30 protein-coding genes are annotated in these 18,994 nt (G+C 46.6%); 29 read left to right on the top strand and 1 reads right to left on the bottom strand.

What is annotated here, in order from left to right:
* The 5 genes from GT360_RS01575 (at window position 1) to motX (ending at window position 4,188) form a co-directional block, all read left to right on the top strand.
* Complete coding sequence (locus GT360_RS01575) at window positions 1–195, top strand: YheV family putative zinc ribbon protein (RefSeq protein WP_164647205.1); 195 nt, start codon at window positions 1–3, stop codon at window positions 193–195.
* A gap of 89 nt (window positions 196–284) precedes the next feature.
* Entirely contained in the window at window positions 285–854 is a 570-nt protein-coding gene (slyD, locus tag GT360_RS01580) for a peptidylprolyl isomerase (RefSeq protein WP_164647206.1), read from the top strand.
* 104 nt (window positions 855–958) lie between these two features.
* Window positions 959–1,897, top strand: a complete 939-nt coding sequence (locus GT360_RS01585) for an isoaspartyl peptidase/L-asparaginase family protein (RefSeq protein WP_164647207.1) — start codon at window positions 959–961, stop codon at window positions 1,895–1,897.
* Window positions 1,898–2,014: 117 nt separating this feature from the next.
* Complete coding sequence (locus tag GT360_RS01590) at window positions 2,015–3,331, top strand: adenylosuccinate synthase (RefSeq protein WP_164647208.1); 1,317 nt, start codon at window positions 2,015–2,017, stop codon at window positions 3,329–3,331.
* Between the two features lie 221 nt (window positions 3,332–3,552).
* Window positions 3,553–4,188 carry a flagellar protein MotX gene (gene motX, locus GT360_RS01595; protein WP_164647209.1) on the top strand — a complete coding sequence of 212 codons (636 nt, stop codon included), beginning with the start codon at window positions 3,553–3,555 and terminating at the stop codon, window positions 4,186–4,188.
* A 107-nt stretch (window positions 4,189–4,295) separates the two neighbouring features.
* Here the strand turns inward: motX and hmpA are convergent, their stop codons facing one another.
* Window positions 4,296–5,495 carry an NO-inducible flavohemoprotein gene (hmpA, locus tag GT360_RS01600; protein WP_164647210.1) on the bottom strand — a complete coding sequence of 400 codons (1,200 nt, stop codon included), beginning with the start codon at window positions 5,493–5,495 and terminating at the stop codon, window positions 4,296–4,298.
* A gap of 129 nt (window positions 5,496–5,624) precedes the next feature.
* Between hmpA and nsrR the strand changes: the two genes are divergently transcribed.
* The 24 genes from nsrR to rplO all read left to right on the top strand — a co-directional run bounded on the left by nsrR (window position 5,625) and on the right by rplO (window position 18,992).
* The gene (gene nsrR / locus GT360_RS01605) at window positions 5,625–6,047 is read left to right on the top strand and encodes a nitric oxide-sensing transcriptional repressor NsrR (RefSeq protein ID WP_164647211.1); all 423 of its coding nucleotides are present in this window, start codon (window positions 5,625–5,627) and stop codon (window positions 6,045–6,047) included.
* 101 nt (window positions 6,048–6,148) lie between these two features.
* Window positions 6,149–8,623 carry a ribonuclease R gene (rnr, locus tag GT360_RS01610; RefSeq protein ID WP_164647212.1) on the top strand — a complete coding sequence of 825 codons (2,475 nt, stop codon included), beginning with the start codon at window positions 6,149–6,151 and terminating at the stop codon, window positions 8,621–8,623.
* 15 nt (window positions 8,624–8,638) lie between these two features.
* The gene (rlmB, locus tag GT360_RS01615; protein ID WP_164647213.1) at window positions 8,639–9,376 is read left to right on the top strand and encodes a 23S rRNA (guanosine(2251)-2'-O)-methyltransferase RlmB; all 738 of its coding nucleotides are present in this window, start codon (window positions 8,639–8,641) and stop codon (window positions 9,374–9,376) included.
* A 449-nt stretch (window positions 9,377–9,825) separates the two neighbouring features.
* The gene (rpsJ, locus tag GT360_RS01620; RefSeq protein WP_001181007.1) at window positions 9,826–10,137 is read left to right on the top strand and encodes a 30S ribosomal protein S10; all 312 of its coding nucleotides are present in this window, start codon (window positions 9,826–9,828) and stop codon (window positions 10,135–10,137) included.
* Window positions 10,138–10,151: 14 nt separating this feature from the next.
* A complete protein-coding gene (gene rplC, locus GT360_RS01625) occupies window positions 10,152–10,781 on the top strand; it encodes a 50S ribosomal protein L3 (RefSeq protein ID WP_164647214.1) in 630 nt (209 codons plus the stop codon).
* Between the two features lie 17 nt (window positions 10,782–10,798).
* The gene (gene rplD, locus GT360_RS01630) at window positions 10,799–11,401 is read left to right on the top strand and encodes a 50S ribosomal protein L4 (protein ID WP_047047613.1); all 603 of its coding nucleotides are present in this window, start codon (window positions 10,799–10,801) and stop codon (window positions 11,399–11,401) included.
* On the top strand, window positions 11,398–11,700 hold the full coding sequence (rplW, locus tag GT360_RS01635) for a 50S ribosomal protein L23 (protein WP_164647215.1): 303 nt from the start codon (window positions 11,398–11,400) through the stop codon (window positions 11,698–11,700). Before rplD ends, rplW begins: the two co-directional genes overlap by 4 nt.
* Window positions 11,701–11,716: 16 nt before the next feature.
* A complete protein-coding gene (gene rplB / locus GT360_RS01640; protein WP_164647216.1) occupies window positions 11,717–12,541 on the top strand; it encodes a 50S ribosomal protein L2 in 825 nt (274 codons plus the stop codon).
* 21 nt (window positions 12,542–12,562) lie between these two features.
* Window positions 12,563–12,841 (top strand): 30S ribosomal protein S19, encoded by a 279-nt coding sequence (rpsS, locus tag GT360_RS01645; RefSeq protein ID WP_004736729.1) that lies wholly within the window; start codon window positions 12,563–12,565, stop codon window positions 12,839–12,841.
* Window positions 12,842–12,851: 10 nt separating this feature from the next.
* A complete protein-coding gene (gene rplV, locus GT360_RS01650; RefSeq protein ID WP_164647217.1) occupies window positions 12,852–13,184 on the top strand; it encodes a 50S ribosomal protein L22 in 333 nt (110 codons plus the stop codon).
* 16 nt (window positions 13,185–13,200) lie between these two features.
* On the top strand, window positions 13,201–13,899 hold the full coding sequence (gene rpsC, locus GT360_RS01655; RefSeq protein WP_164647218.1) for a 30S ribosomal protein S3: 699 nt from the start codon (window positions 13,201–13,203) through the stop codon (window positions 13,897–13,899).
* A gap of 11 nt (window positions 13,900–13,910) precedes the next feature.
* On the top strand, window positions 13,911–14,321 hold the full coding sequence (rplP, locus tag GT360_RS01660) for a 50S ribosomal protein L16 (protein WP_164647219.1): 411 nt from the start codon (window positions 13,911–13,913) through the stop codon (window positions 14,319–14,321).
* Window positions 14,321–14,512, top strand: coding sequence for a 50S ribosomal protein L29 (rpmC, locus tag GT360_RS01665; RefSeq protein WP_164647220.1), 192 nt, complete (start codon window positions 14,321–14,323; stop codon window positions 14,510–14,512). Before rplP ends, rpmC begins: the two co-directional genes overlap by 1 nt.
* Window positions 14,512–14,766 (top strand): 30S ribosomal protein S17, encoded by a 255-nt coding sequence (gene rpsQ / locus GT360_RS01670; protein WP_164647221.1) that lies wholly within the window; start codon window positions 14,512–14,514, stop codon window positions 14,764–14,766. Before rpmC ends, rpsQ begins: the two co-directional genes overlap by 1 nt.
* A 162-nt stretch (window positions 14,767–14,928) precedes the next feature.
* Window positions 14,929–15,300: a 50S ribosomal protein L14 gene (gene rplN, locus GT360_RS01675; RefSeq protein WP_006075569.1), complete on the top strand. Its 372-nt coding sequence runs from the start codon at window positions 14,929–14,931 to the stop codon at window positions 15,298–15,300.
* 12 nt (window positions 15,301–15,312) lie between these two features.
* Window positions 15,313–15,630, top strand: a complete 318-nt coding sequence (gene rplX / locus GT360_RS01680) for a 50S ribosomal protein L24 (protein ID WP_164647222.1) — start codon at window positions 15,313–15,315, stop codon at window positions 15,628–15,630.
* A 26-nt stretch (window positions 15,631–15,656) separates the two neighbouring features.
* Window positions 15,657–16,196, top strand: coding sequence for a 50S ribosomal protein L5 (rplE, locus tag GT360_RS01685; RefSeq protein WP_164647223.1), 540 nt, complete (start codon window positions 15,657–15,659; stop codon window positions 16,194–16,196).
* Window positions 16,197–16,213: 17 nt separating this feature from the next.
* Complete coding sequence (gene rpsN / locus GT360_RS01690; protein ID WP_164647224.1) at window positions 16,214–16,519, top strand: 30S ribosomal protein S14; 306 nt, start codon at window positions 16,214–16,216, stop codon at window positions 16,517–16,519.
* A 29-nt stretch (window positions 16,520–16,548) separates the two neighbouring features.
* A complete protein-coding gene (rpsH, locus tag GT360_RS01695; protein ID WP_164647225.1) occupies window positions 16,549–16,941 on the top strand; it encodes a 30S ribosomal protein S8 in 393 nt (130 codons plus the stop codon).
* Window positions 16,942–16,953: 12 nt separating this feature from the next.
* Window positions 16,954–17,487: a 50S ribosomal protein L6 gene (gene rplF / locus GT360_RS01700; RefSeq protein WP_164647226.1), complete on the top strand. Its 534-nt coding sequence runs from the start codon at window positions 16,954–16,956 to the stop codon at window positions 17,485–17,487.
* Between the two features lie 9 nt (window positions 17,488–17,496).
* On the top strand, window positions 17,497–17,850 hold the full coding sequence (gene rplR / locus GT360_RS01705) for a 50S ribosomal protein L18 (protein ID WP_164647227.1): 354 nt from the start codon (window positions 17,497–17,499) through the stop codon (window positions 17,848–17,850).
* A 14-nt stretch (window positions 17,851–17,864) separates the two neighbouring features.
* Window positions 17,865–18,368 carry a 30S ribosomal protein S5 gene (rpsE, locus tag GT360_RS01710; protein WP_005597103.1) on the top strand — a complete coding sequence of 168 codons (504 nt, stop codon included), beginning with the start codon at window positions 17,865–17,867 and terminating at the stop codon, window positions 18,366–18,368.
* A gap of 7 nt (window positions 18,369–18,375) precedes the next feature.
* Window positions 18,376–18,552 (top strand): 50S ribosomal protein L30, encoded by a 177-nt coding sequence (rpmD, locus tag GT360_RS01715; protein ID WP_047047661.1) that lies wholly within the window; start codon window positions 18,376–18,378, stop codon window positions 18,550–18,552.
* Window positions 18,553–18,557: 5 nt separating this feature from the next.
* Complete coding sequence (rplO, locus tag GT360_RS01720) at window positions 18,558–18,992, top strand: 50S ribosomal protein L15 (RefSeq protein WP_164647228.1); 435 nt, start codon at window positions 18,558–18,560, stop codon at window positions 18,990–18,992.
* Window positions 18,993–18,994: the final 2 nt, after the last annotated feature.

Genomic DNA, 18,994 nt, shown 5'->3' on the forward strand with positions numbered 1-18,994 from the left:
ATGAAAAAAAGATTTATCGCAGGAGCGGCATGTCCGGAGTGTAAAGAGACCGATACTTTACGTTGGTGGATCGACAACAATATTGAGTGGGTAGAGTGTGTTGAGTGTCAGCACACCCAACAGCGCAAGCCAAAATCACTGGAGCAGAGCTCGCAACCAGAACAACAAATGATCGGTATTTTTAAGCCAGACTGATTGAGTTTCCATTTTTGATCCCCATAATAGCGGGGAATCTAAATTTTATGTCTGAGCGATGTGTTCAGTCTAACCGCCTTGGAGCAGTTATGAATATCGAAAAGAACGTGGTAGTAAGCCTAGCTTATCAAGTAAAAACAGAAGACGGTGTGGTTGTTGATCAGTCGACAGTTGATGCGCCGCTTGATTACCTGCACGGTCACAACAACCTAATCACAGGTCTTGAAAAAGAGCTAGAAGGTAAAGTTGCTGGTGACAAGTTCTCAGCAACGGTTGCACCTGAAGATGCTTACGGTGAGCACAACGAAGGTCTTGTTCAGCGCGTTCCTGCAAACGTATTCCAAGGTGTGGATCAAATCGAAGTTGGCATGCGTTTCCTTGCTGATACGGATCAAGGTCCAATCCCTGTAGAAGTGACTGAAGTTGACGGTGACGAAGTGGTTGTTGATGGTAACCACATGCTAGCTGGTCAAACTCTAACATTTGACGTTGAAGTTGTTGCAACTCGCGCAGCAACAGAAGAAGAAGTGGCTCACGGCCATATTCACAAAGAAGGTGGCTGCTGTGGCGGTCACGGCCATGATCACGAAGATGATCATGAGTGCTGTGGTGGCAAAGGTGATTGTGGTAACGGTGACGACTGCTGCGGCGGTCACTAATCTCACGCTAAACCAAATCTCAAACGCAAGCCAAACGGCTTGCGTTTTTTTTATCTATCGCTTCATAATCAAAGCTCATTTCTAATTTTCTCTTAGGAGTCACTATGCCTTTTTCTATCGCTATCCATGGTGGCGCCGGAACTATTTTGCGTGAACAGATGACACCGGAACTGCAGCGAGAGATTGAGGCTGCACTAGAGAAGTCAGTGCGCGCAGGGCAAGATATTCTGTCCTCTGGTGGCAGCGCCGTTGATGCTGTCACCGCTGCGGTTAAGGTGCTAGAAGACAGCCCTCACTTTAATGCTGGACGAGGCTCTGTACTCACCCATAGAGAAATGGTTGAGATGGATGCATCGATTATGAGTGGTAAAGGTAAAAACGCTGGGGCGATTGCAGGGGTAAAACACATCCGTAATCCCATTGAACTTGCTAAGGCGGTGATGGAGGACAGTGAACACGTATTCTTGATTGGCGAAGGGGCTGAGAGCTTTGCTTTCGAGCATGACTTTTTATATACCGAACAAGACTATTTCTATACAGACCGTCGATACGATCAGCTACAGAGTATGAAAGAGAAAGGACTGTTTGCGTTATCGGAGTTCCGGTACCCTGATGATAACAAGTATGGAACAGTCGGTGCCGTCGCTCTCGATCAATACGGTGATCTTGCTGCCGCAACCAGTACGGGGGGAATTACCAATAAACAATATGGTCGCGTGGGCGACTCGGCTGTCATTGGCGCTGGAACTTGGGCTGAAAACCAAGTCGTAGCGGTATCAACCACAGGGATGGGGGAGTACTTCTTACAAGAGAATGTCGCAGCGGATCTTGCCGCTAGAGTTCGCTACTTAAATGAAACGGTAGGACAAGCTGCCGACCATATTATCCAAGGAGAGCTGAAAGATCGTGGTGGTGAAGGGGGCTTAATCGCAATGGATAAGTCCGGAAATGCTTACTTTGCGATGAACAGTTCAGGTATGTACAGAGCGAGCATTGACCCTCGCGGAAAATGTAAGATTAGGATCTACGCAGATCAAGATTAATGATCATACAAGATCAACGATTTAGACAAAGATTGCAGTTCTATGATTAAAAAATGACTGCATAGTCACCGATTCAATGCTAGAATCCTTTTTTAACTAGCAATCAGACTTGGAAAGATGGGAAATAACGTAGTCGTTCTAGGCACCCAATGGGGTGACGAAGGTAAAGGTAAAATCGTTGACCTTTTAACTGAAGATGCAAAATATGTGGTTCGCTATCAAGGCGGTCACAATGCAGGTCACACTCTTGTAATTGACGGTGAAAAAACCGTTCTTCACTTAATTCCATCAGGCATCCTACGCGATAACGTAAAATGTGTTATCGGTAATGGCGTTGTTCTATCGCCTGAAGCACTTCTTAAAGAAATGAAGCCTCTAGAAGAGCGCGGTATTCCAGTACGCGAGCGTCTTTTCGTTTCTGAAGCTTGTCCTCTAATTCTTCCTTACCACATCGCTATTGATAACGCGCGCGAAATCGCTCGTGGTAAAAAAGCGATTGGTACAACGGGTCGTGGTATCGGTCCAGCATACGAAGATAAAGTTGCTCGCCGTGGTCTACGCGTTGGCGACCTTTTCGATAAGCAAATGTTCGCTGAGAAGCTAAAAGAAGTCATGGAGTTCCATAACTTCCAACTAGAGCACTTCTATAAAGCGGAAACAGTAAGCTACGAAGACGTTCTTGAGCAGTGCATGGGCTACGCAGACCTTCTAACTTCTATGGTTATGGACGTAACGGACGAACTAGACGCAGCACGTAAGCGCGGCGACAAGATCATGTTCGAAGGCGCTCAAGGTACACTGCTTGATATCGACCACGGTACATACCCATACGTAACGTCTTCTAACACGACGGCTGGCGGTGTTGCGGCTGGTTCTGGTTTTGGTCCTCGCCACATTGGTTACATCCTTGGTATCACTAAGGCTTACTGTACTCGTGTTGGTTCTGGTCCTTTCCCAACTGAGCTATACGATGGCCTAGACAAGCAAGACCCAGTGGGTAAGCACCTTGGTGACGTTGGTCACGAGTTCGGTGCGACAACGGGTCGTCTACGTCGTACAGGTTGGTTCGATGCGGTTGCAATGCGTCGTGCAATCCAAATCAACTCTCTAACAGGTATGTGTCTAACTAAGCTAGACGTTCTTGATGGTCTTAAAGAGATCAAGATCTGTACAGGTTACAAGATGGCCGACGGTACTGTTCTTGAGGTTTCTCCAATGGCAGCTGAGTCATTTGAAGAAGCAACGCCAATCTACGAAACAATGCCAGGTTGGTCTGAGACGACGTTTGGTGCGAAGACGATCGATGCACTACCTCAAGCGGCCCTTGACTACATCAAGCGTATCGAAGAGCTAACTGGTGTTCCAGTTGATATTATCTCTACAGGTCCTGACCGTAACGAGACAATCATCAAAGTACACCCATACAACGCTTAATTTCTAAGACGTTCAGTATGTTCAAAGCCAGCGTTATGCTGGCTTTGTTGTTTTCGTATCTATCCTTTTTCTCACTTCTTATTTCTTTCGTGACTGTAATGGCAATTTATTGCCGCACATGGCAAATTTTGTTTAAAGCTTTGCTAGCATCAGTCGATAAACTGATCAAACCTTGCTTTATTAATAGCAATGACAACAGTGACAGAATGAGAGAGTAGGCGATGAAGCTACGAAGGGTAGCCGCTTCTCTGTTGTTGGCCTTGAGTAGTCAGTGGGCGCTCGCGAATAGTAGTGACATTGGCGAGCCAGTGCCAATATACAGTGAAGCTGAGCTGATTAAACTGATCGAACAGAACAAGCACCTTGAACGCGTCAAGGCTGACAACTGTCAGCTTGTGGAAGATATTGTCGCGCGAGCAACGCGTATTAGCTTGCCTTCTTACGAGTTTCTCTATGGCGATATGCTGGCATGGGGCGTATGTGTAAACCAGGATGTTGAGCTTGGTTTGTACTATATGGAAAACGCAGCTCATCAAGGCTTGCCAACAGCGCTTGAACAGCTAGGTCGTTATTACTCTCGTGGCACTCTAGTGCAGCAGGATCGAGAGCGGGCGATTCCCTACCTAAGAGAGGCGGCTTCGATGGGCAATCTCAATGCGCGGATCCAGCTCGCTGAGTTACTTTTGCGTGACTTTGGTAGTCCACTTGACTATGAAGACGCCTATCGCTGGCTATATAATTCGGTGACTGCCGATCAACGAACTCACCGACGCATTTCAATGTTGAGGCAAGGACTAGAGCAGCGCATGCCCGACAATGTTATTGCGCGAGCAAAAATGCGCGAAACACGCTGGTGACACGGCGTAGTTGCCAATAGAAACCTGTGATTTGTTAAAAGCCCCCGCTAGGCTCTGCCTAGCGGGGGCTTTGCTTATTGGCGAATTTCGCGTACTGGTCACTAAAGCTAGATGATTTTATGTGGACCGAAGCATTCGTAGTGAATTTGATCTGTTGTCAGTCCTATTTCTAGCAGTTGGCTCGCGATGTTTTGCATAAAGCCGACAGGACCACAGAAATAGACCTGCGTATTCTCTTGTCGCAATGTGTCTTTTAGATGTGCAATATCCATTAAGCCTAAAGTGTCAAAATCTTCACCCGCCTTGTCTGCCTCTTTTGGGTTGTTATACCAAATGTGGCTAGAGCCTTGATCGAGCGTGTCAATTACGTGCATGACTTCATTTTTGAATGCATGCTGTTGACCGTCTTCAGTAGCATGCAGCCAAGTCACTGATGCTTGGTGGCTTTTCAAACTCTCCAACATCGACAGCATTGGGGTTAAGCCGACACCAGCTGAAATAAGAGCAACCGGAGTGTCAGGTGTCACATCCATAAAGAAATCACCCGCAGGTGGAGCAAGCATGACTTTGTCTCCAACCTTTAAGTGCTCATGTAGGAAGTTAGAGACCTTGCCATCACCTTCACGTTTGACTGAGATTCGGTATTGGTCAGCGTGAGGAGCGGATGAAAGGCTATATTGGCGGATTTCTTGGTTCTCTAGTAAATAAGAGTTGATGTAAATACCGATGTACTGGCCTGGTTTGTACTCAACAACTTGACCGCCATCAGTCGGTTTGAAGACAAAGCTGGTAATAAATTCTGCTTCAACGATTTTTTCCGCCAGTTCAAATTCTCTTTGACCACGCCAGCCACCATGACGCTGCTCGTTTTCTTGATAGATTTGCTCTTCGCGCTGAATGAAAATGTCGGCAAGCAGCCCATAAGCTTCTCCCCACGCGTCTAGGACCTCTTGCCCTGGCGAGAACAGCTCATCAATCGTTGCAAGTAAATGTTGGCCAACGATCGCATACTGCTCTTGAGTAATGAGGAAACTTGTATGCTTCTGGGCAATCTTTTCAACCGCTGGCAGCAGCGCTTCTAAATTGTCGATGTTGTTGGCGTAAGCGCAGACGGCATTAAATAGAGCCTCACGTTGAGCACCGCTGCTTGCGTCACTCTCTCGCTGGTGGCTCATGTTAAAGGTATCTTTGAGTTCGGGGTGGTGACGAAACATTCGCTCGTAGAAGTGAGCAGTGAGTTTAGGGCCGGTTTGAGCTAAAAGTGGCGCGGTTGACTTAACGATACTAATGGTGTTGTTGCTAAGCATGATGGCTTCCTCTGTAAATTTATAAGACTGCTTTAAACGTGTATCTTTAATATATGTTATACTTGCATCTTACATATATCTTTTACGTAAGAAAAGCTTTAATATCTCGCCCCTATTGAGGAAAGCGATATGCACTTAACCAGTTTTACTGACTACTCCCTAAGAACCCTGATTTACCTTGCTTCATTACCGCAGGGTGAACTGACCAATATTACTCGTGTCACTGAGCTTTTCGGTGTTTCGCGTAATCATATGGTCAAAGTGATCAATCGTTTAGGGCAGCTGGAGTACATCGAAACCGTTCGTGGTAAAAATGGTGGTATCCGATTGCTCAAGCCAGCAAATCAAATCACTGTGGGTGGTGTTGTGAGAGATATGGAACCGATGAAGCTGGTGGACTGCTCCGGTGATTTTTGTCATATCACCCCTGCCTGCCGTCTTAAAGATAGATTAAATCAAGCAAAGTTAGCTTTTCTTGCTGAGCTCGATGATTGCACCATTAAATCTCTTATTTCTGACAACGCTGAGCTCATTACTCTGCTAGAGTTGTAACCATTGAGTCTGCGCTTTGTGGACGTGACTTTCCTAAATCATTTCTGGGAGTTAGCTATGTTATACTAGCTCCATATCCCCCTAACTAATTAGGCCTGCCTATGTCTGATAATAATAACCATCAAGACCCTTTTGCTGATCGTGAATCGCAGAATTATGAAAACCCAGTTCCAAGTCGAGAGTACATTCTAGAGTTCCTTGAGCGTGCTGGTGTACCGATGAATCGTAATGATCTTTTCGATGCCCTAGAGCTTCATGGTGAAGAGCAATACGAAGGCCTACGCCGTCGTCTGCGAGCCATGGAACGAGATGGTCAATTGGTCTTCACTCGCCGCCAGTGCTACGCATTGCCAGAGAAGCTAGAGATGGTAAAAGGTTATGTTATCGGCCACAAAGATGGTCATGGCTGGGTGAGGCCAGATGGTAGTGTCGGTAAAGATAATGACGTCGTTCTGCCGCATCATCAGATGAAGAACCTCATTCATGGTGACTATGTTCTAGTACAACCAACAGACAACAGTAAACGTGGACGTCGTGAAGGCCGTTTAGTACGAGTGTTAGAAGAGCGTAACACGCAAATTGTCGGTCGTTTCTTCCTTGAGTATGGCTACTCGTACGTCGTGCCAGATGATTCGCGCATCAGCCAAGATATTTTAATCCCAAATGAGCACAAGGCAGGCGCTCGTATGGGTAATGTTGTTGTCATCGAAATTACCGACCGTGGTTCTCGCTCTCGAGGCATGATGGGCAAAGTCGTTGAAGTTCTGGGGGAAAACATGGCGCCGGGTATGGAAACGCAAATCGCGATTCGTACTCACCAAATTCCTCATGAGTGGCCTCAAGAAGTAGAAAAGCAGATTGCTAACTTGGGGGAAGAAGTTCCAGAGGAAGCGAAAGTCGGGCGTGTCGATCTCCGTGAGCTGCCATTAGTCACGATCGATGGTGAAGATGCTCGAGACTTTGATGATGCAGTTTACTGCGAAGCTAAAAAAAGTGGCGGCTGGCGCTTATGGGTGGCCATCGCTGATGTGAGTTACTACGTCCGTCCGGATACGGCACTGGATAAAGAAGCGGTAGAGCGGGGCAACTCGGTTTATTTTCCGTCGCAAGTTGTGCCAATGCTGCCAGAAGTTCTTTCTAATGGCTTGTGTTCGCTAAACCCACAAGTGGATCGCTTGTGTATGGTATGTGAGATGACCATTTCATCAACGGGTAAGTTGTCCGGCTATAAGCATTATGAAGCGGTAATGAACTCGCATGCCCGTCTCACTTACAACAAAGTGAATGCGATATTAGAGGGTGATGAAGAGCTTGCAACTCGCTATGAGCCACTCGTTCCGCACCTACAAGAGCTCCACAAAATGTATAAGGTGCTCAAACATGCGCGCGATAACCGCGGGGCGATTGAGTTTGAGACGATTGAAACCAAGTTTATCTTTAATGCAGAGCGTAAGATCGACCGTATTGAGCCTGTCATTCGTAATGACGCGCACAAGATCATCGAAGAGTGTATGATTCTCGCCAACATCGCTTCGGCTTCGTTGGTGGAGAAAGCAAAAGAGCCTGCGCTGTATCGTATCCACGAATCTCCTGGTGAATTGAAGCTCCAGGGATTCCGAGACTTCTTGGGTGAGCTTGGACTTGAATTGAAAGGCGGATTGGAGCCTTCTCCGACAGATTATGCCGAGCTGGTACACAAAATCAGCGAGCGACAAGACAAAGAGCTTATTCAAACCATGCTGCTTCGTTCACTCAAGCAAGCAGTGTATAACGCTGATAACGCAGGTCACTTTGGTTTGGCTCTAAAGCGATATGCCCACTTCACATCGCCAATTCGTCGTTACCCCGACTTGTTGTTGCACCGAGCGATTAAGTATCTCATTGCTAAACAAGCAGGAACGAACAAAGACCGTTGGACGCCTACTGGGGGCTTCCATTACTCATTCGACGATATGGATGTGTTTGGTGAGCAGTGCTCAATGACAGAGCGTCGAGCTGATGATGCGACTCGAGAAGTGGCGGATTGGCTTAAGTGTGAATACATGCAAGACCATGTGGGTGAAGAGCTAGAGGGTGTGATTGCCAATGTCACCAGCTTCGGCTTCTTTGTTCGACTGAGTGACCTACATATCGATGGATTAGTGCATATATCTAACCTAGCCAATGACTACTATCAGTATGATCCAATCGGCCAGCGTCTTATTGGCGAGAGTTTTGGCTTGATATACCGTCTTGGCGATGCGGTGAAAGTGAAAGTGCTATCGGTCAACTTAAACGATAAGCAAATTGACTTTGAATTAGTTGAGACAAGTCGTAAGCTACGCGGCAAAGGAAAAACTGCGAAGAAACGCGCAGCTGATGCGCAGAAAAAAGCGAAAGCGAAAAAACGCGCTGCGACCAAGGCAGGTTCACGCACCAAAGCTGTCCCTTTGATTGAGCCGACGATCAGACCTGATGGTTCCAAGGCGAATGATAGTAAGGGACGAGCAGAGAAAGCGAAGAAAAAGAGCAAGGGCAAAAAGGTACGTCAGAAAAAGGCGAGCAAGCCGAACCCTAATAGCCGTGGTCAGAAATAGTTTAGAGAGCAGAACATGAGTAACGAGTTTATATATGGTATTCACGCGGTTAAGGCAGTCCTTGCGCGTGAGCCAGAGCGTTTAATTGAAGCGTTTGTCTTAAAAGGTCGTCAAGATGACCGTTTGATGCCAATCCTTAACGAGCTTCAGGTTTGTGGTGTTTCAATTCAACAGATGACACGCAAAACGCTAGATGACAAAGCCCGAGGGGCAAACCACCAAGGGATTATGGCCCGAGTTAAGCCGGCGAAACAGCTTAACGAGAATGATCTTGATGCTATTTTAGCCAGCCAAGAGCAGCCGCTACTGCTTATCCTGGATGGTGTGACTGATCCACATAACCTGGGTGCCTGTCTGCGAAATGCAGATGCGGCAGGTGTTGCAGCCGTGATTGTTCCTAAGGACAAGTCTGCACCAATGACTGCCACGGTCAGTAAAGTGGCGTGCGGCGCAGCAGAAACGGTGCCACTGGTTCGTGTCACTAACCTAGCTCGAACGATGCGCGCTCTGCAAGAGCAAGGGGTATGGATTGCGGGCACTGCAGGTGAAGCAAAGCACGATATCTACCAGGCGAAGCTCACTGGCCCACTCGCTATCGTGATGGGCGCTGAAGGGGATGGCATGCGCCGTCTTACGCGCGAAACGTGTGATGACTTAATTAAGATCCCGATGGCGGGCAGTGTTTCCAGTCTGAACGTATCGGTAGCGTCGGGTATTTGTCTATTCGAAGCGGTACGTCAGCGCTCGGCTTAAACACCAGGTATTACCATACCCACTATTAGCGCCGACTTATTTCGACTCTCAGTAATAAAGTCGGCGTATTTTTCCTGTTAAGACCACTATCAAAACCCCACCTAAACAAGCACTAAAATTTGTTCCGTTTAATTTTCAAACAGTGCTTGCATGCCAAAGTGTGATCTGTATAATACGCCCCACTGGTTAAGCCAGTTGTGAACCAATGAGCATTGAGGAGTAAGCTTTACTTATTACGGTAAGTGCTTAGTAATGTAGACTCAGCTTATGTTCGCAGTTAATACAATTAGTTCTCTGTCTTCGGATGGAAAGAGTTAATCGAAAATTAACTGACAATGCTTCCTAATCTTGGAGGCTACGGTTTCACATAAATCAATCGTACATTCTCTCGCCTTAGCGAGTCTGAGTGGCGATATTGTTTGTGTAATTAATAATTGGAGCTCTGTCTCATGCAGAACCAACGTATTCGTATCCGCCTAAAAGCTTTCGATTACAAACTAATCGACGCTTCTACTGCGGAAATCGTTGAAACGGCTAAGCGCACTGGCGCACAGGTTCGTGGTCCAATCCCACTACCTACTCGTAAAGAGCGTTTCACTGTTCTTATCTCTCCACACGTTAACAAAGATGCGCGTGATCAGTACGAAATCCGTACTCACAAGCGTCTGATCGACATCGTTGAGCCAACTGACAAGACTGTAGATGCACTTATGCGTCTAGACCTTGCAGCTGGTGTTGATGTTCAAATCAGCCTAGGTTAAGGGAGATTAGAAGAATGATTGGTCTAATCGGTCGTAAAGTGGGTATGACCCGCGTATTTACTGAAGAAGGCGTTTCTATCCCAGTAACTGTTGTTGAAGTAGAATCAAACCGTGTTTCTCAAGTTCGTACACTTGAAACTGACGGCTACTCAGCAATCCAGGTAACTACTGGTGCTAAGAAAGCTAACCGCGTATCTAAGCCAGAAGCAGGTCACTTCGCGAAAGCAGGTGTTGAAGCTGGTCGTGGTCTTTGGGAATTCCGTTTGGAAAACGGTGAAGAGTTCGAAGTTGGCGCTGAGCTAACAGTTGAACTATTCAACGAAACTAAGAAAGTAGACGTTACTGGTACATCTAAAGGTAAAGGCTTCCAAGGCGCTGTTAAGCGTTGGAACTTCTCTACTCAAGATATGACTCACGGTAACTCATTGTCTCACCGTGCACCGGGTTCAATTGGCCAATGTCAAACTCCAGGTCGCGTGTTCAAAGGCAAGAAAATGGCAGGTCACATGGGTGCTGAGCGTGTAACGACTCAAAACCTAGAGATCGTACGTGTTGACGCTGAGCGCAACTTGCTTCTTATTAAAGGTGCAGTTCCAGGCTCAACTGGCGGCAACGTGATCGTTAAACCAGCTGTTAAAGCATAACGTCTCAGGAGTAAGTAATGGAACTAATGGTTAAAGGTGCTGATGCACTAACTGTTTCCGAAGCTACTTTCGGACGTGAGTTTAACGAAGCTCTTGTACACCAAGTAGTTGTTGCATATGCAGCAGGTGCTCGTCAAGGTACTCGTGCTCAAAAAACACGTTCAGAAGTTTCTGGCGGTGGCGCTAAGCCATGGCGCCAAAAAGGTACTGGCCGTGCACGTGCTGGTACAATCCGTAGCCCAATCTGGCGTACAGGTGGTGTTACTTTTGCTGCGAAACCACAAGATCACAGCCAAAAAGTAAACAAGAAAATGTACCGTGGTGCTATGAAGAGCATTCTTTCTGAGCTTGTTCGTCAAGAGCGTCTAATCGTTGTTGATAACTTCTCAGTAGAAGCACCAAAGACTAAAGAGCTTGTAGCTAAGCTTAAAGAGCTTGAGCTAACAGACGCGCTTATCGTGACTAGCGAAGTAGATGAGAATCTATTCCTAGCTGCTCGTAACCTATACAAAGTTGACGCACGTGACGTTGCTGGTATCGACCCAGTTTCTCTAATCGCGTTCGACAAAGTTGTTATTACTGCAGAAGCAGTTAAGCAAGTTGAGGAGATGCTAGCATGATCACTGAAGAGCGTATCCTAAAAGTTCTACGTGCCCCGCACATCTCTGAAAAAGCAACTATGGCAGCTGAGAAAGCGAACACTATCGTTTTCAAAGTAGCTAAAGATGCAACTAAGAAAGAGATCAAAGCAGCTGTAGAAAAGCTATTTGAAGTTGAAGTTAAGTCTGTAAATACTCTTATCACTAAGGGTAAGACCAAACGTCAAGGTCTACGCCAAGGTCGCCGCAGCGACGTTAAGAAAGCGTACGTTACTTTGGCTGAAGGTCAAGATCTTGACTTCGTTGGCGGCGCGGAATAACAGGAGTAGTTAAACAATGGCTATTGTTAAATGTAAGCCGACTTCCCCTGGTCGTCGTCACGTAGTTAAAGTTGTTAACGCTGACCTTCACAAAGGTAAGCCATACGCACCACTTCTAGAGAAAAACTCTAAGAACGGTGGTCGTAACAACAACGGTCGTATCACAGTACGTCACATCGGCGGTGGTCACAAGCACCACTACCGTGTAATTGACTTCAAACGTACTAAAGATGGCATCCCAGCGAAAGTTGAGCGTCTAGAATACGATCCAAACCGTAGCGCAAACATTGCTCTAGTTCTGTACGCAGACGGTGAGCGCCGCTACATCATCGCACCTAAAGGCATTGCTGCTGGTGACCAAATTCAATCTGGTGTTGATGCACCGATTAAAGCTGGTAACACACTTCCAATGCGCAACATCCCAGTAGGTTCAACTGTACACTGTGTTGAACTTAAGCCTGGTAAAGGTGCACAAATTGCTCGTTCTGCAGGTGCATACGCACAGATCGTCGCTCGCGACGGTGCATATGTAACTCTACGCCTACGTTCAGGTGAGATGCGCAAAGTACTATCAGAAGGCCGTGCAACAATCGGTGAAGTTGGTAATGCTGAGCACATGCTACGTGAACTAGGTAAAGCTGGTGCTAACCGCTGGCGCGGTGTTCGTCCAACCGTTCGTGGTGTTGTGATGAACCCAGTAGACCACCCACACGGTGGTGGTGAAGGCCGTACTTCTGGTGGTCGTCATCCAGTATCTCCTTGGGGTCAGCCAACTAAAGGCTTTAAGACTCGTAAGAACAAGCGCACTGACAAGTACATCGTACGTCGTCGTAACAAGTAATCTATTTAAAGAGGAATCGCCATGCCACGTTCTCTCAAGAAAGGTCCATTTATTGACCTACACTTGCTGAAGAAGGTAGAGAAAGCGGTGGAAAGCGGAGACAAAAAGCCTATTAAGACTTGGTCCCGTCGCTCAATGATCATCCCTACGATGATCGGTTTGACCATCGCTGTCCATAATGGTCGTCAGCACGTACCAGTATTCGTAACCGAAGAAATGATCGGTCACAAACTGGGCGAATTCGCACCAACTCGTACTTACCGCGGCCACGCTGCGGATAAGAAAGCTAAGAAGAAATAGGGAGTAGATAATGGAAGCTTTAGCTAAACATAACTTTGCTCGCATTTCTCCACAGAAAGCTCGCCTTGTAGCGGATCAAATCCGTGGCAAGTCAGTTGATCAAGCTCTAGAAATCTTGACTTTCAGCAACAAAAAAGCTGCTGAACTAATCAAGAAAGTTCTTGAATCAGCAATCGCGAACGCTGAGCACAACGAAGGTGCAGATATCGACGATCTAAATGTCGCTAAAATCTTCGTAGATGAAGGCCCTATCATGAAGCGTATTATGCCTCGTGCTAAAGGCCGTGCGGACCGTATCTTGAAGCGTTCTTGCCACATCACTGTTGTTGTTGCAGACGCTTAAGACTAGGAGATAAGCAATGGGTCAGAAAGTACATCCTAATGGTATTCGTCTTGGCATCGTTAAGCCTTGGAATGCTACATGGTTTGCTAACACCAAAGATTTCGCTGACAACCTAGACGGCGACTTCAAGGTACGTCAGTTCCTTACTAAGGAACTAGCGAAAGCGTCACTATCACGTATCGTTATCGAGCGTCCTGCTAAGAGCATTCGTGTGACTATTCACACTGCTCGTCCAGGCGTAGTAATCGGTAAGAAAGGTGAAGACGTTGAGAAACTACGTGCAGCTGTAGCTAAAATTGCAGGTGTACCAGCTCAAATCAACATCGCTGAAGTACGCAAGCCTGAGCTTGATGCACAGCTAGTTGGTGATAGCATCGCGTCTCAACTAGAGCGTCGTGTTATGTTCCGTCGTGCTATGAAGCGCGCGGTACAAAACGCAATGCGTCTAGGCGCTAAAGGTATCAAAGTGGAAGTAAGTGGTCGTCTAGGCGGCGCTGAAATTGCACGTTCAGAGTGGTACCGTGAAGGCCGTGTGCCTCTACACACTCTACGTGCTGACATTGATTACGCAACTTCTTCGGCTCACACTCAATACGGTGTGATCGGCATTAAGACTTGGATCTTCAAAGGTGAGATTCTTGGCGGTATGCCTGCAGCTAACGCTGTAGAGCCTAAAGGCGATAAGCCTAAGAAGCAGCGTAAAGGCCGTAAGTAAGGAGTCGAACGATGCTACAACCAAAACGTACTAAGTTCCGCAAGGTTCAGACTGGTCGTAACCGTGGTCTAGCTAAAGGTACTGAAGTAAGCTTCGGCGAATTCGGTCTTAAAGCTGTTGGCCGTGGCCGTATTACTGCTCGTCAAATCGAAGCGGCACGTCGTGCTATGACACGTCACATCAAACGTCAAGGCCAAATCTGGATTCGTATCTTCCCAGACAAGCCGATTACTGAAAAACCTCTTGAAGTTCGTCAAGGTAAAGGTAAAGGTAACGTTGAGTACTGGGTTGCACAAATCCAGCCAGGTAAGGTTATGTACGAAATGAACGGCGTATCTGAAGAGTTGGCACGTGAAGCGTTCCGCCTAGCGGCTCGTAAACTGCCTATCAAAACAACATTTGTAACTAAGCAGGTGATGTAATGAAAGCACAAGAGCTACGCGAAAAAAGCGTTGAAGAACTTAACGCTGAGCTATTGAATTTGCTACGTGAGCAGTTCAACTTGCGCATGCAAGCTGCAACTGGTCAGCTACAGCAAACTCACACTCTTAAAGCTGTACGTCGTGATATCGCACGTGTTAAAACCGTATTGACTGAGAAGGCAGGCGCATAATGAGCGACAAAATCCGTACTTCATTTGGTCGTGTAGTTAGCAACAAGGCAGACAAGTCTATCACTGTTGCTATCGAGCGCATGGTTAAGCACCCAATTTACGGTAAATTCGTAAAGCGCACGACTAAAGTTCACGCACATGACGAGAACAACGAGTGTGGCCTAGGCGATACTGTTGAAATTCGTGAGTGTCGTCCAATGTCTAAGACTAAGTCTTGGACTTTGGTAAAAGTTGTAGAAAAAGCGAAGATTTAATCTTGCTAATTCTATGATATTTAAGCGGCTCCAAATATTTTTTTGGGGCCGCTTATTTTTTGTCTACCCAATCACAAAAAAGGGTGGTACAATTCGCGTCCCTTTTAAAGAGGCAGCCCGACCCGAGAGGGTCTAGTTTTAATATTTAGCGGAGCACTAACAATGATCCAAATGCAAAGTACACTTGACGCTGCAGATAACTCTGGCGCGCGCAAGGTAATGTGTATTAAGGTTCTGGGTGGCTCACACCGTCGTTACGCACACATCGGCGACATCATCAAAGTTACTGTGAAAGAAGCAATTCCTCGCGGTAAAGTTAAAAAAGGTGATGTTCTGAAGGCGGTAGTAGTTCGCACCCGTAAAGGCGTACGTCGTCCAGACGGTTCTGTCATTCGCTTCGACCGTAATGCTTGTGTATTGTTGAACGACACTACTGAGCAACCAGTCGGCACTCGTATCTTTGGCCCAGTGACTCGTGAACTTCGTAACGCGAAATTCATGAAGATTGTATCACTGGCTCCAGAAGTACTATAAGGAGCACTAAAGATGGCAGCTAAAATCCGTCGTGATGACGAAGTAATCGTTCTTGCTGGTAAAGATAAAGGCAAGAAAGGTAAAGTAACTAAGGTTCTAGCAACTGGTAAAGTTATCGTAGAAGGTATCAACCTAGTTAAGAAGCACCAGAAACCTGTTCCAGCTATGGGTATCCAAGGCGGTATCGTAGAGCAGGAAGCAGCAATCGACGCTTCTAACGTGGCAATCTTCAACGCAGCTACTGGTAAAGCTGACCGTATTGGTTTCCGTATTGAAGACGGCAAGAAAGTTCGTTTCTTCAAGTCTAACGGCGAAACCATTTCTAATTAATTATAGAAGTAATTTGGAGTTCTACTATGGCGAAACTGCATGATTACTACAAGTCGTCTGTAGTCGCTGAGCTTACCAAAGAGTTCGGCTACACAAGCGTCATGCAAGTCCCTAGAATCGAAAAGATCACCCTTAACATGGGTGTGGGTGAAGCAATCAACGATAAGAAACTTCTAGAAAACGCAGCTGCGGATATGGCAACGATCTCTGGTCAAAAGCCACTTATCACTAAAGCGCGTAAATCTGTTGCAGGTTTCAAAATTCGTGAAGGCTACCCAATCGGTTGTAAAGTAACCTTGCGTGGCGAACGTATGTGGGATTTTCTTGAGCGTTTGATTAACATCGCTCTTCCACGTGTACGTGACTTCCGTGGTGTTAGCGCTAAGTCTTTTGACGGTCGCGGTAACTACAGCATGGGCGTTCGCGAGCAAATCATCTTCCCGGAAATCGACTTTGATAAAGTTGATCGAGTACGCGGTCTAGACATCACTGTTACGACGTCTGCTGGTACTGATGCGGAAGGCCGTGCTCTGCTGGCTGCCTTTAACTTCCCATTCCGTAAGTAAGGTGAAGGGTTACTGTTATGGCTAAAAATTCTATGAAGGCACGCGAAGCAAAGCGTGCAAAGCTTGTAGCTAAGTACGCTGAAAAGCGTGCGGCTCTTAAAGCTATCATCAGCGATGTAAATGCATCTGAAGAAGATCGTTGGAATGCGGTTCTTACACTGCAATCTCTTCCTCGTGATTCAAGTGCTGCACGTCAGCGCAACCGTTGTAACCAAACTGGTCGCCCACACGGTTACCTACGTAAGTTCGGTTTGAGCCGTATCAAAGTTCGTGAAGCTTGCATGAAAGGCGAGATTCCTGGACTTCGTAAGGCTAGCTGGTAATTGCCACTTAATCATTTGGAGTAAATCATATGAGCATGCAAGATCCGATTTCGGATATGCTGACCCGTATTCGTAACGGTCAGGCAGCAAACAAAGTTGCTGTTAAAATGCCTTCTTCAAAGCTTAAAGTTGCAATTGCTGCACTACTTAAAGCTGAAGGTTACATCGTTGACTTCGCTGTTGAAGGCGGAGCAAAACCTGAGCTAGAAGTTACTCTTAAGTACTTCCAAGCTAAACCAGTTATCGAGCAACTTAAACGTGTTTCTCGTCCAGGCCTACGTGTTTACAAGAAGAAAGATCAACTTCCTTCTGTAATGGGTGGTCTTGGTGTTGCTGTTGTTTCAACTTCCAAGGGTCTTATGTCAGACCGTGCTGCTCGCAAAGCAGGTCTTGGTGGTGAAATCATCTGCTACGTAGCGTAATAGGAGTAGAATATGTCTCGTGTTGCTAAAGCACCTGTCGCTATTCCAGCTGGCGTAGAGGTGAAACTAAACGGCCAAGAAGTTACTGTAAAAGGTGCTAAAGGCGAACTATCACGCGTTCTTAACGACGCAGTAGTTATCGCTCAGGAAGAAAACAACCTTACTTTTGGTCCTAAAGAAGGTGTTGCTAACGCATGGGCTCAAGCAGGTACTGCTCGCGCTCTAGTTAACAACATGGTTGTTGGTGTTACTGAAGGGTTCACTAAGAAGCTAACACTTAAGGGTGTAGGTTACCGTGCTGCTATCAAAGGCAAAGCTGTAGCTCTAACTCTAGGCTTCTCTCACCCTGTTGAGCACGAACTTCCAGAAGGTATCAAAGCAGAGTGTCCAAGCCAAACTGAAATCGTTATCACTGGTTGTGACAAGCAACTAGTTGGTCAAGTTGCGGCTGACATTCGTTCTTACCGTGAGCCTGAGCCTTACAAAGGTAAAGGTGTTCGTTACGCAGATGAAAATGTGCGTACTAAAGAAGCTAAGAAGAAGTAAGGTAACACTATGGATAAGAAAGCATCTCGCATCCGTCGTGCTACACGCGCACGTCGTAAGATTGCAGAACTTGGTGCAACTCGCCTGGTAGTACACCGTACTCCTCGCCACGTTTACGCACAAGTTATCGCGGCAAACGGCTCTGAGGTTATCGCAGCTGCTTCTACTGTAGAAAAAGCGATCCGTGAGCAAGTGAAATACACTGGTAACATCGACGCAGCTAAGGCAGTAGGTAAAGCTGTTGCTGAGCGCGCTCTTGAAAAAGGCGTTTCTGCTGTTGCATTCGATCGTTCTGGTTTCCAATACCACGGCCGTGTGGCTGCGCTAGCAGAAGCTGCTCGCGAAGCTGGTCTGAAATTCTAAGGTAGGGTTGGAAGATGGCTAAAGAACAACAAGTTCAAGCGAATGATTTGCAAGAAAAGCTAATCGCAGTTAACCGTGTTTCTAAAACGGTTAAAGGTGGTCGAATCATGAGCTTTACTGCACTAACTGTAGTTGGTGACGGTAACGGTCGCGTAGGTTTCGGTTACGGCAAAGCTCGTGAAGTACCTGCAGCGATTCAAAAAGCAATGGAAAAAGCACGTCGTAACATGACTACGATCGCGCTTAACGAAGGCACACTTCACCACCCAGTGAAAGGTCGCCACTCGGGCTCTAAAGTTTACATGCAGCCTGCTGCTGAAGGTACTGGTGTTATCGCAGGTGGTGCGATGCGTGCAGTACTAGAAGTTGCTGGTGTACACAACGTACTATCTAAAGCATACGGTTCTACGAACCCTATCAACATCGTTCGTGCTACGATCGATGCACTAGGTAGCGTTAAGTCTCCAGAAATGGTTGCTGCTAAACGTGGTCTAACTGTTGAATCTATTTCGGAGTAAGAACACAATGGCAACTATTAAAGTAACTCAGACTAAAAGCTCAATTGGTCGCCTACCTAAGCACAAACTGTGTCTTAAAGGTCTTGGCCTTCGTAAAATCAACCACACAGTAGAACTTGAAGACACGCCTGCAGTACGCGGCATGATCAACAAGGTTTACTACATGGTTAAAGTTGAGGAGTAATCAGAATGCGTTTGAATACTCTATCACCGGCTGCGGGTTCTAAGCCTTCTAAGAAGCGCGTAGGTCGTGGTATCGGTTCTGGCCTTGGTAAAACAGGTGGCCGTGGTCACAAAGGTCAAAAGTCACGCTCTGGCGGTTCAGTTCGTCCAGGTTTTGAAGGCGGTCAGATGCCTCTGAAACAGCGTCTACCTAAATTCGGTTTCACTTCTCGTAAGAGCCTAGTGTCTGCTGAAGTTCGTCTAGCTGAGCTAGCGAAAGTAACAGGTGACGTAGTTGATCTTAACAGCCTTAAAGCAGCTAACATCATCACTAAGAACATCGAATTTGTAAAAGTTGTTCTTTCTGGTGAAATTAACAAAGCTGTGACTGTTAAAGGTCTACGCGTGACTAAAGGCGCTAAAGCTGCAATCGAAGCTGCTGGCGGTAAAATCGAAGAATAATC

Source organism: Vibrio astriarenae (assembly GCF_010587385.1).
GTDB classification, from domain to species: Bacteria; Pseudomonadota; Gammaproteobacteria; order Enterobacterales; family Vibrionaceae; genus Vibrio; species Vibrio astriarenae.

Bases quoted from the DNA above. Each gene is read 5' to 3' on its own strand.
- GT360_RS01575 (WP_164647205.1), top strand. From the start codon at position 1: ATGAAAAAAAGATTTATCGCAGGAGCGGCATGTCCGGAGTGTAAAGAG.
- slyD (WP_164647206.1), top strand. From the start codon at position 285: ATGAATATCGAAAAGAACGTGGTAGTAAGCCTAGCTTATCAAGTAAAA.
- GT360_RS01585 (WP_164647207.1), top strand. From the start codon at position 959: ATGCCTTTTTCTATCGCTATCCATGGTGGCGCCGGAACTATTTTGCGT.
- GT360_RS01590 (WP_164647208.1), top strand. From the start codon at position 2,015: ATGGGAAATAACGTAGTCGTTCTAGGCACCCAATGGGGTGACGAAGGT.
- motX (WP_164647209.1), top strand. From the start codon at position 3,553: ATGAAGCTACGAAGGGTAGCCGCTTCTCTGTTGTTGGCCTTGAGTAGT.
- hmpA (WP_164647210.1), bottom strand. From the start codon at position 5,495: ATGCTTAGCAACAACACCATTAGTATCGTTAAGTCAACCGCGCCACTT.
- nsrR (WP_164647211.1), top strand. From the start codon at position 5,625: ATGCACTTAACCAGTTTTACTGACTACTCCCTAAGAACCCTGATTTAC.
- rnr (WP_164647212.1), top strand. From the start codon at position 6,149: ATGTCTGATAATAATAACCATCAAGACCCTTTTGCTGATCGTGAATCG.
- rlmB (WP_164647213.1), top strand. From the start codon at position 8,639: ATGAGTAACGAGTTTATATATGGTATTCACGCGGTTAAGGCAGTCCTT.
- rpsJ (WP_001181007.1), top strand. From the start codon at position 9,826: ATGCAGAACCAACGTATTCGTATCCGCCTAAAAGCTTTCGATTACAAA.
- rplC (WP_164647214.1), top strand. From the start codon at position 10,152: ATGATTGGTCTAATCGGTCGTAAAGTGGGTATGACCCGCGTATTTACT.
- rplD (WP_047047613.1), top strand. From the start codon at position 10,799: ATGGAACTAATGGTTAAAGGTGCTGATGCACTAACTGTTTCCGAAGCT.
- rplW (WP_164647215.1), top strand. From the start codon at position 11,398: ATGATCACTGAAGAGCGTATCCTAAAAGTTCTACGTGCCCCGCACATC.
- rplB (WP_164647216.1), top strand. From the start codon at position 11,717: ATGGCTATTGTTAAATGTAAGCCGACTTCCCCTGGTCGTCGTCACGTA.
- rpsS (WP_004736729.1), top strand. From the start codon at position 12,563: ATGCCACGTTCTCTCAAGAAAGGTCCATTTATTGACCTACACTTGCTG.
- rplV (WP_164647217.1), top strand. From the start codon at position 12,852: ATGGAAGCTTTAGCTAAACATAACTTTGCTCGCATTTCTCCACAGAAA.
- rpsC (WP_164647218.1), top strand. From the start codon at position 13,201: ATGGGTCAGAAAGTACATCCTAATGGTATTCGTCTTGGCATCGTTAAG.
- rplP (WP_164647219.1), top strand. From the start codon at position 13,911: ATGCTACAACCAAAACGTACTAAGTTCCGCAAGGTTCAGACTGGTCGT.
- rpmC (WP_164647220.1), top strand. From the start codon at position 14,321: ATGAAAGCACAAGAGCTACGCGAAAAAAGCGTTGAAGAACTTAACGCT.
- rpsQ (WP_164647221.1), top strand. From the start codon at position 14,512: ATGAGCGACAAAATCCGTACTTCATTTGGTCGTGTAGTTAGCAACAAG.
- rplN (WP_006075569.1), top strand. From the start codon at position 14,929: ATGATCCAAATGCAAAGTACACTTGACGCTGCAGATAACTCTGGCGCG.
- rplX (WP_164647222.1), top strand. From the start codon at position 15,313: ATGGCAGCTAAAATCCGTCGTGATGACGAAGTAATCGTTCTTGCTGGT.
- rplE (WP_164647223.1), top strand. From the start codon at position 15,657: ATGGCGAAACTGCATGATTACTACAAGTCGTCTGTAGTCGCTGAGCTT.
- rpsN (WP_164647224.1), top strand. From the start codon at position 16,214: ATGGCTAAAAATTCTATGAAGGCACGCGAAGCAAAGCGTGCAAAGCTT.
- rpsH (WP_164647225.1), top strand. From the start codon at position 16,549: ATGAGCATGCAAGATCCGATTTCGGATATGCTGACCCGTATTCGTAAC.
- rplF (WP_164647226.1), top strand. From the start codon at position 16,954: ATGTCTCGTGTTGCTAAAGCACCTGTCGCTATTCCAGCTGGCGTAGAG.
- rplR (WP_164647227.1), top strand. From the start codon at position 17,497: ATGGATAAGAAAGCATCTCGCATCCGTCGTGCTACACGCGCACGTCGT.
- rpsE (WP_005597103.1), top strand. From the start codon at position 17,865: ATGGCTAAAGAACAACAAGTTCAAGCGAATGATTTGCAAGAAAAGCTA.
- rpmD (WP_047047661.1), top strand. From the start codon at position 18,376: ATGGCAACTATTAAAGTAACTCAGACTAAAAGCTCAATTGGTCGCCTA.
- rplO (WP_164647228.1), top strand. From the start codon at position 18,558: ATGCGTTTGAATACTCTATCACCGGCTGCGGGTTCTAAGCCTTCTAAG.